The organism is Micromonospora sp. KC207, assembly GCF_004348615.1.
Classification (GTDB): Bacteria; Actinomycetota; Actinomycetes; order Mycobacteriales; family Micromonosporaceae; genus Micromonospora.
Map to the genome: position 1 here is coordinate 1 of NZ_SMKJ01000290.1, position 8,769 is coordinate 8,769.

An 8,769-nucleotide genomic window follows, 5' to 3' on the forward strand; every position below is an offset into this window, starting at 1 on the left:
GTACCCGGCATAGCTCGCCGTGACCGCACTCCCGATCAGCACTCCCGCGGCTCCGCCCAGCGTGGCCAGCAGCAGCGACTCGCACAGGAACTGCAGCCGGATCTGGCCGCGGGTGGCCCCCAGCGCCCGGCGCAGCCCGATCTCCGCCCGCCGCTCCAGCACCGAGATCACCATGGTGTTCGCGACGCCGATCCCGCCCACGACCAGAGCCACCGCACCCAGGCCCAGCAGCAGCCCGTTGAGGGCGCTGTCGGCGGCCCGGGCCGCAGCCAGTGCGTCGGAGGGCCGCGAGACCCTCACCTCGTTGGGCGCCTGTGGGTTGACCGTCGCCGCCAGGACGCGGCGGACCTGCTCGACCGACCGCTCCGCCGAGCGGGTGTAGACGGTGGTCGGTGAGCCGTCGAAGGCGAGCAGGCGTTGCGCCGCCGTCCAGCCGACCAGGGCCGACGCGTCCAGTTCGGGTGCCAGCGGCACCGGCGCCAGGATGCCGACGACGCTGAACCACTGGCGGCCCAGCCAGACCCGGGGCCCGGGTGACCCGATGCCGAGGCGCTGCGCGGTGGCGGCACCCAGCACGACGGCCGGACCGTCGACGGAACCGGTCAGCCAGCGTCCTACGGCCAGCCGCGCCCCGACGGTGCCGGGCAGGTCCGGCTGGGCGGCGAGCACGGAGATGCTGCCGTTCTCCCCCTCCGGGATGTACTCACTGCGGTAGACCTTCGCGTCCAGCCGGCCGACGGCGGTCGCCGACTCGACGGGTGCGATGCGCCGGACCATCGCCGGGGCCTCGGCGGGCATCTTCGCGTCGGCGCCCGTCATGGTCTGGCCCGATGCTGCTGTCAGCAGGTTCGTGCCCAGCGCGTCCAGGGTCCGGTCGAGGTCCGCGCGACTGGAGGCGGAGATCCCGACGACGGCGAGCATCGCGGCGATGCCGATCGCGATGCCCAGCGCCGACAGCACGATACGTAGGGGCCGGGTGCGTAGACCGGCGGCCCCGACCCGGACCACGTCTGCCGGGCGGAGACGGGCGGGACTCGGCCGGGACGGCTGCGTCGGTAAGGGTTTTTGCAGCACGCTCATGACTCTGCCAGCCGGCCATCGCGCATCTGCAGACAGCGTGGCAGGTCGCCGGCTATCTCCCGGTCGTGGGTGATGACCACGACAGTGGTGCCGGTGGCGTGCAGGCTTCGCAGCAGTGCCATGACGCTCGCACTGGCCACCGAGTCGAGGTTGCCGGTCGGCTCGTCGGCGAGTAGCACCGCCGGGTCACCGACGACCGCGCGGGCGATCGCCACGCGCTGGCGTTCGCCGCCCGACATCTCGTGTGGGCGGTGGTGTGCCCGGTGTCCGAGGCCGACACGCTGCAGGGCGTGGGCGGCCCGGTGGCGGCGTTCGCGGCGGCGGACGCCAGTGTAGAGCAGGCCGTCTGCGACGTTGTCCAAGGCGGGCACCCCCGGCGCCAGGTGGAACTGTTGGAAGACGAAGCCGATCGTGCGGGCGCGCAGCGCCGACAGGGACCGGTCGGGCAGGGTCGCCACGTCGTGGCCGTCGATCCGGACGGTGCCGGTGGACGGCCGGTCGAGGGCGCCGAGCAGGTGCAGCATCGTCGACTTGCCGGAGCCCGACGGGCCGACGATGCCGACCAGCTCGCCGGCGTCGACGTGCATCGAGACGGCGGTGAGAGCGGCGACGCCGCCCGGGTAGGTCTTGCCCACCTCGCTCATCCGGATCATGACGGCATCCCCACGGTCATGCCCTCGGTCAGCCCGGCGCCACTGACCTCCGCGCGGCCGTCGGCGAACATGCCGACCTTGACCGCCAGGTAGCGTACGACGCCGCCCTCGACGACCTGCAGACCGTACCCACCCTCGGCGAGGGCCAGCAGCGCCGGGACCGGCACTGTGAGGACGTTCTTGCGCTGCTCACCGGTGTAGGTGACCTCGACCGGGGCCGCGCGCAGGCCCCCGGCGGCCTTCGGGTCGCCGAGCTTGATGGTGACCGGCACCGTCGGGTCCTTGCCCTCCTTGGCGGTGGCCTCGGCGCCGACGTGGGTCACCGTGCCGGCCGCCTTCTTGCCGGTGGGCAGGCCCACGGACACCTTCGCTCCAGGCTTCGCCCAGCCGGCGGCGTCGGCCTCGGCGTCGACGGTGACGACCGAGCCCTCGCCGGTGTAGGTGAGGATCGGGCCGGCGGCAGGATCACCGACGCGGACCTTGAGCTCGGCGATCCGGACAGGGCCGGCGGCTACGATCACCCAGGAGGTGTCGACGGTGCCGGTTGTGGGCAGCTCGAGTTTCTTCTGCCAGCGCCGCACCGCCCGGGCCGTGGCGTCGCTGTACTCGTCGTCGACGGTGAAGCCGGTATAGCCCAGCGCGCGCAGGTTGCGTTCGAACTGCCGCACGTCCGGGCCCTCGACGCCCGGCGACAACGGCCGGTACATCGGCAGGACGCCGGTGAGCAGCACCACCGGGCGGTTGTCGGCGTGCACCACAGTGCCGCCGAGCCGGACGGTGCTATGCGGCTTGGGCAGCCACGTCACCGTGCCGCTGGCCGCGGACTTCATCGGTATCGGGTCGCCATAACCGAGCTTGCCGTCGACTGTGACCGATTCGGCCAGTGTCTGCCGCCGTACCGTGGTGGTCGCCGCAAGCCCGGCAGCTGCCGGCGGGATCTCCCGATCGTCGTCGCGGACGACGATGGCGGCTCCTGCGGCAGCCAGCGTGACCACCGCGGCGACCAACACCCTCCACGTTCGGCGGGTCATCCGCCCACCGCGATCCCTGGCATCACTCCCGCGCCGAACTGCGGGCATTTCTTCGCCACCTCCGGAAGCTTGTCGAGGTCGCCGGCCTTGTCGGGGTCGAGCCGGAAGGTGCCGGTCTCGGCGTCCGGGTCGGGGAAGCTGGGCAGGCCGTTATCGCGGATGCACTTGGCGTAGTCGCGGGCCTTGGCGAGGTCCTCGGTTGAGGCCTTGGGCGGTTCCCCGCCGTTGGGCAGCAGCTCACGGCACTTCTCCATGGCCGCATCCATCTTCTTGGCCGAGGCCTCGTCGCCGGCGGTCTGGGCGGGCACCACGGCCATGCCGTCGGGGCCGGGGTCGGGCATGTCGATGCCCGCGGCGCGCATGCACTGGGCGAACCTGCGGCCCTGCGCCGCGTCGTCCAGCGCCGCCGAGGCGCTGCCGGACGGCTTGACGCCTCCGCCGGCGGAGGCGACCTCCGGCGCCTTCTCATCGCCGGCGCATCCGCCGAGCGCGGCCACCAACAGCATCATCGGTACGGCGATCAGCCAGGTTCTTCCGTGGTTCATCACGGCTCCTCTCGGGTTGGGAGCCACCACACCAGATCACCGGTTAAGGGTTCGTCAGCGTCGGCGCTAACAGGTTTCTAACGGCTCCAGCAGGCAGGATGAGCGCGTGCGCATATTGGTTGCAGAGGATGAGGTCGTACTGGCCGACGCGATCGCGGAGGGTCTGCGGCTGCAGTCACTGGCCGTCGACACCGCCTACGACGGTGACGCCGCGCTGCAACGGCTGGCGGTGAACAGCTACGACGTCCTGGTGTTGGACCGCGACCTGCCGGTGGTGCACGGCGACGACGTGTGCCGGGCGGTGGTGCACTCCGACTGGCAGGTCCGGGTACTGATGCTCACCGCCTCTGGCGGGCTCACCGACCGGGTGGCCGGGCTGTCCCTGGGCGCGGACGACTACCTGTCCAAGCCGTTCGCGTTCGTGGAGCTGATCGCCCGGGTCCGGGCCCTGGGCCGCCGCGCCCGCCCGGCCGCACCGCCCGTGCTGGAACGCGCCGGGCTGCGGCTGGACACCACCCGCCGCCAGGTCTACCGCGACGGGCACCATGTCGCCCTGTCGCGCAAGGAGTTCGCCGTGCTGGAGGAGTTGCTACGGGCCGACGGCGCGGTGGTCAGCAGCGAACAGTTGCTGGAACGGGCCTGGGACGAGAACACCGACCCGTTCACTGGCGTCGTGCGGGTGACGATCCTGACACTGCGTCGGAAGCTGGGACCGCCGCAGGTGATAGCCACGGTGACCGGGGTCGGGTATCAGATCCCGTGACGACCCACCGGCTGACCGTCCGCGCCCAGCTGACCGCCCTATACGGCAGCATGTTCCTGCTGGCCGGGACCGCATTGCTCGCCATCACCTATGTGCTGCTCGCCCAGGCGCTGAACACCAACAGCTTCAGCCAGGAGGCCGTGATGGCCGTGCCGCAGGGGGCCGTCGCCGCCGCGAAGTCCACCGTGGCGCAGACGTACCCGCCGGGCATCGACGTCGCCTCGAAAGCCGACTCTCTGGAGCGGATGAAGCTCGCCGAGGAGCTGCGGGTGCAGTTCCGGCGGCAGACGCTGACCTCGCTGCTGCAACGCGGCGTCGTCGCGCTGGCCGGGGTCGCGGTCGTCGGCATCTATCTCGGCTGGCTGGTGGCCGGCCGTACCCTGCGTCCGCTGCAGCAAATCACCGCGACCGCGCGCCGCGTCGCCGACCGCAACCTGCACGAACGCATCGGCCTCACCGGCCCCAAGGACGAGCTGCGGCAACTGGCCGACACCATTGACGACATGCTGGCCCGCCTGGACGCGTCCTTCGGGTCCCAGCGCCGCTTCGTCGCCAACGCCTCGCACGAGCTGCGCACCCCGCTGACGATCAACCGGACGCTGATCGAGGTGGCGCTGAGCCGCCCGGACCCGCCCGCCGAGCTACGCCGGCTCGGCGAGACCCTGCTGACCGTGAACACTCGGCACGAGCGGCTCATCGAGGGCCTGCTGGTGCTGGCCGGCTCGGAGCAGGAGCTGACGACCCGCGAGCCGGTGGACCTGGCAGCGGTGAGCGAGCGGCTGGTGAGCGCGGCCCGCCCGGAAGCGACGGCCGCCGGTATCAGCCTGCACGCATCGGTGCAGCCGATGCTGGTGCATGGTGATCCGGTGCTGCTGGAGCGCCTGGTGCAGAACCTGGTGCGCAACGCGGTGACGTACAACGTCGCCGACGGCGAGGTGCGGTTGGAGTGCGCCGGTCAGCGGCTCACGGTCAGCAACACCGGGCCGGTGGTGTCCGCGTCCGAGATCCCGGGGATTTTCGAGCCGTTCCGCCGGCTGACCGACCGCATCGGCTCGGCGGAGGGCAGCGGGCTGGGTCTGTCAATCGTCCGGTCGATCGTGGTGGCCCATGGCGGCACGGTCACCGCCGAGCCACGCCCAGACGGCGGCCTCACCGTCACCGTCGAGCTGCCGCCGCCGAGGTAGGACCCGAGCCAGCGGCCGGATCTTGGATCGTCACGGTGACGATCCGCCCCCGGGTGATCCGCAGGCGCAGGTGGGCGCCTCGGTTGGCTGCGACTTCGACACCCCGGACCCGATCGAGTACGTAGGCGCGCAGCAGGTCGTGGAACTGGTACCGGCCTGGCGCGGGTTGTTCGAGCAGTTGCGCGCCGACCAGGACGTCCAGCTCACCGGGCGTCCGCCGCTACTACGACCAACTCCGCGCGCGCGGCGTCGGCCACCGCACCGCGCTGCGCCAGCTGACCCTGCGGAAGCTGACCTCCACCGCCTCGCCGTCGGGGTCATCGTGACACTGTCTCCGAAGCCGACGGGTCACGCGGTCGACCGCTCGTCACGGCTGGGGGCGGTGGTCGAGGAGTTGCTGGAGGGTGGTTGGTCGCCGGCGTCGGTCGTGGGCCCGCGCGGAAGTCCTCGATCGGCGGGCCCGCGCTCAGCCGGCCATCATCGCGTCGCGCATTGTGCGCAACCGGGTGGCGAAGGGCGGCTTGGCGCGGTCGGCGAGGATCCGCACCGTGGCGATCGCCTCGGAACGGCGTTCAGGTGGCAAGAGCCGGAGCGCCGAGGCCAGGACGCCGGCGACGTCCCCGCCGAGGTAGGGCAGGTCCTCGTCGACGAGGTCCGACTCGCCAAGCCGGCGAGCGGCGGCCAGCACCGCGTCGACCGCCCAGTCGGTGTCTCCGGCGCAGAGCGCGGCGACCGCCTCGGCCCAGCCGCCGGGCCCGACGGTGCGGTCGCCGAGCAGCCCGCGGGCGATCGTGACGGTCGTGGTGGGACGGCTGGCCCGTACCGCCGGCAGGGTCTGTGCGGCCAGCGCGGGAAACCACGACACGAGCCACGCCGCCGTCGCGGCCGTCCGCAAGTCGGCGTGGGCGAGCAGCGGCAGCAGGGCCGGCACCTCCGCGCGCACCGCCTGGTACGCCGCCACCGCGTCGGGATCCATCGCGCCGTCCGCCTCCGGCGGGCGCGGGAACGCGTACGCGTCGTCGTCGCCGATCGCCAGGAAGCCCAGCAGCATCAGCGGTGGCACTTCGCCCGTGTCGAGCGCGATCCCGGCGAGGTACGGGACCGCGGCCGCGCTCGCCGAGAAACGGACGCCCTGGTGGCACAGCGCCGCGACGAGTTCCCCCACGGCGTCCTCGTCGTGCAGCGAGCGGAGCAGGTCCGGTACGTCGCCGGCGTCCCCGTAGGCGTGATCCAGCCGCTGCCAGTCGACCCGGTCGAGCTCGTCCAACCCGCGCACGCGGCGATACTACGCTGGCCGGCATGAGACGGACGCACACGTACGACGTCGTGGTCACCTGGACCGGCAACCGGGGTACCGGTACCAGCGGATACCGCGACTACGCCCGCGACCACGGGATCGAGGCGGACGGGCGGGAGCCGATCGAGGGCAGTTCGGACCCGGCGTTCCGGGGGGACAAGACGCGGTGGAACCCCGAGCAGCTCCTCGTCGCCGCGCTGTCGCAGTGCCACATGCTGTCGTACCTGCACATGTGCGCGGTCGCCAACGTCGTGGTGACCGGGTACGTCGACCGCGCGCACGGCACGATGGAGCAGTCCGGCGACGGCGGCCACTTCACCGAGGTGGTGCTGCGGCCGGAGGTGACCGTTGCAGCGCCCGAGATGGTGGACGCCGCCGAGCGGCTGCACGCCGACGCGCACCGCAGCTGCTTCATCGCCAGCTCGGTCAACTTCCCGGTCCGCCACGCCCCGATCGTCCGCACCGCCTGATGCCACGGCGAGGAATCCCTCGGGGAACACCGTGGCCGGTACCGTGACCCGTCGAGCTCATCGGACAGCGCGCAGCACGTCCAGCGGACCCGCCCTGACGGTGAAGCCCGCCTCGGCCAGCTCGCCGCTCAGCGCCGCAACCGACACGACGTGCCACCGGCACGTCACGCGCAGGTCGCGTACCATCCGGCCGCCTCGGCGGGCGGCTGCGCGTTCACCACCAGCGGCGCGCCCGCCGCCAGCCGATCGGCGAGACGGTGCCACAGCGCCCGGCGCGCATCCGGCGCAAGGTGGCCGATCATGTTGATCGCCAGAGCGGCGCCCAGCCGCTCCGGCAGCTCAGCGGTCTGCGCGCCCGCTGCGGTAGTAGGCGTCGGACGTGGTCTCCGTCATCCGGTCACCTTTCAGTGTCGATGGGTGGGGCGCTCGGCCGTGTCGCCGAGCTCCCAGGCGGGGAACGGGTCTGGCAGCCGGCGCCACGCGTCCTCGCCCGCTGCCTGCTCGTCCGGCGTGAGCAGGCAGCGCCGCAATGCGTCGCGGAGGTCCTCGGCCGGCAGGTCGGCGCCGATGAAGACCAGTTCCTGACGGCGGTCGCCGTACACGGGATCCCAGTGCCGCTGGAGGTCAGCCCGTTCGGCCGGGTCGTCCGGCCACTCGCCGGAGACCGCAACCGGAATGCCGACCGGGTCGCACTGGGCGTTCGGGCCGGCCTGCGACCACAGCGCCACCACACCGGGGCGGGTCGCCAGCCACAGGAAGCCCTTGGAGCGCAGCACACCGTACCGGGCGACCGCCGTCTCCAGCAGATCCCAGAGCCGCTGCGGGTGGAACGGTTCCGTCGCGCGGAACAGCAGGCTGTTGATGCCGTACTCGATGGTCTCGGGGATGTGCTCGCCGTTGAGCTCGGCGACCCACCCCGGCGCGGTCTCGGCGGCGGCCATGTCGAACCGGCCGGTGTGCATCAGCTCCGCCGGGGCCACCCGGCCGAATGTCGAGCGGATCTGCCGTGCCCCGGGGTTGAGCCGCGTGACGAGCGCCTCGACGCGCGCCAGCTCCGCCTCGGCGACAAGGTCGGTCTTGTTGACGACGACCACGTCGGCGAACTCGATCTGGTCGACGAGCAGGTCGGCGACCGTCCGGGCGTCGTCCTCGTACGCGGACAGGCCGCGCTGCTCCAGGGTCTCGCCGGCGGTGATCATGGCGATGAGGTGGGGCGCGTCGACGACGGTCACCATGGTGTCGAGGCGGGCGACGTCGGCGAGCACCCGATCCTCCCCGTCGATGCCGAACGCGAAGGTGGCGGCGACCGGCATCGGTTCGGAGATGCCGCTGGACTCGATCAGCAGGTAGTCGAACCGCCCCTGGTCCGCGAGGCGGGCCACCTCCTCGAGCAGGTCGTCGCGCAGGGTGCAGCAGATGCACCCGTTGGTCATCTCGACCAGGCGCTCCTCGGTGCGCGAAAGCTGCCCACCGCCGCGGACCAGGGTCGCGTCGATATTGATCTCGCTCATGTCGTTGACGATGACGGCGACGTGCAGCCCGTCCCGGTTGTTCAGGATGTGGTTGAGCAGCGTGGTCTTGCCCGCGCCGAGGAAGCCCGACAGAACCGTGACCGGCAGTGTGGTCGAGGCCGCCGCAGTCATCGCGGCTCGGTGACCTGGCGGTCGCGGTAGAGGCCGCAGTGGGTGCAAACCCGGTGCGGGATCACCTTCTCGCGGCGGGGGCACGGGCAGTCGGCCAGGGTGG

Annotated in this window: 11 protein-coding genes; 3 read left to right on the forward strand and 8 right to left on the reverse strand. The window is 72.1% G+C overall.

What is annotated here, in order from left to right; all coding sequences use genetic code 11:
• The 4 genes from E1258_RS26730 to E1258_RS26745 all read right to left on the reverse strand — a co-directional run.
• Positions 1-1,080, reverse strand: a 1,080-nt coding sequence (locus E1258_RS26730) for an ABC transporter permease (RefSeq protein ID WP_132405974.1), incomplete at its 3' end; no start/stop codon positions are given.
• Positions 1,077-1,733: an ABC transporter ATP-binding protein gene (locus E1258_RS26735; protein ID WP_132405976.1), complete on the reverse strand. Its 657-nt coding sequence runs from the start codon at positions 1,731-1,733 to the stop codon at positions 1,077-1,079. The genes E1258_RS26730 and E1258_RS26735, both read right to left, overlap by 4 nt.
• A complete protein-coding gene (locus E1258_RS26740; RefSeq protein ID WP_132405978.1) occupies positions 1,730-2,764 on the reverse strand; it encodes a peptidoglycan-binding protein in 1,035 nt (344 codons plus the stop codon). The genes E1258_RS26735 and E1258_RS26740 overlap by 4 nt, the downstream gene beginning before the upstream one ends.
• Entirely contained in the window at positions 2,761-3,309 is a 549-nt protein-coding gene (locus tag E1258_RS26745; RefSeq protein WP_132405980.1) for a hypothetical protein, read from the reverse strand. Before E1258_RS26745 ends, E1258_RS26740 begins: the two co-directional genes overlap by 4 nt.
• A gap of 106 nt (positions 3,310-3,415) precedes the next feature.
• Between E1258_RS26745 and E1258_RS26750 the strand changes: the two genes are divergently transcribed.
• Positions 3,416-4,072 (forward strand): response regulator transcription factor, encoded by a 657-nt coding sequence (locus E1258_RS26750; protein WP_132405982.1) that lies wholly within the window; start codon positions 3,416-3,418, stop codon positions 4,070-4,072.
• 50 nt (positions 4,073-4,122) lie between these two features.
• The gene (locus E1258_RS26755; RefSeq protein ID WP_132405992.1) at positions 4,123-5,256 is read left to right on the forward strand and encodes a HAMP domain-containing sensor histidine kinase; all 1,134 of its coding nucleotides are present in this window, start codon (positions 4,123-4,125) and stop codon (positions 5,254-5,256) included.
• A gap of 466 nt (positions 5,257-5,722) precedes the next feature.
• Here the strand turns inward: E1258_RS26755 and E1258_RS26760 are convergent, their stop codons facing one another.
• On the reverse strand, positions 5,723-6,532 hold the full coding sequence (locus E1258_RS26760) for a hypothetical protein (protein WP_132405984.1): 810 nt from the start codon (positions 6,530-6,532) through the stop codon (positions 5,723-5,725).
• A gap of 23 nt (positions 6,533-6,555) precedes the next feature.
• Between E1258_RS26760 and E1258_RS26765 the strand changes: the two genes are divergently transcribed.
• Entirely contained in the window at positions 6,556-7,023 is a 468-nt protein-coding gene (locus E1258_RS26765) for an OsmC family protein (protein WP_132405986.1), read from the forward strand.
• A gap of 164 nt (positions 7,024-7,187) precedes the next feature.
• Here the strand turns inward: E1258_RS26765 and E1258_RS33615 are convergent, their stop codons facing one another.
• The 3 genes from E1258_RS33615 to rpmF form a co-directional block, all read right to left on the reverse strand.
• Positions 7,188-7,325: a hypothetical protein gene (locus E1258_RS33615; protein WP_165949909.1), complete on the reverse strand. Its 138-nt coding sequence runs from the start codon at positions 7,323-7,325 to the stop codon at positions 7,188-7,190.
• Between the two features lie 102 nt (positions 7,326-7,427).
• A complete protein-coding gene (locus E1258_RS26770) occupies positions 7,428-8,666 on the reverse strand; it encodes a GTP-binding protein (protein ID WP_132405988.1) in 1,239 nt (412 codons plus the stop codon).
• Positions 8,663-8,769 (reverse strand): 50S ribosomal protein L32 (rpmF, locus tag E1258_RS26775; protein ID WP_132405990.1); only part of this gene is annotated, 107 nt, incomplete at its 5' end. The genes rpmF and E1258_RS26770, both read right to left, overlap by 4 nt.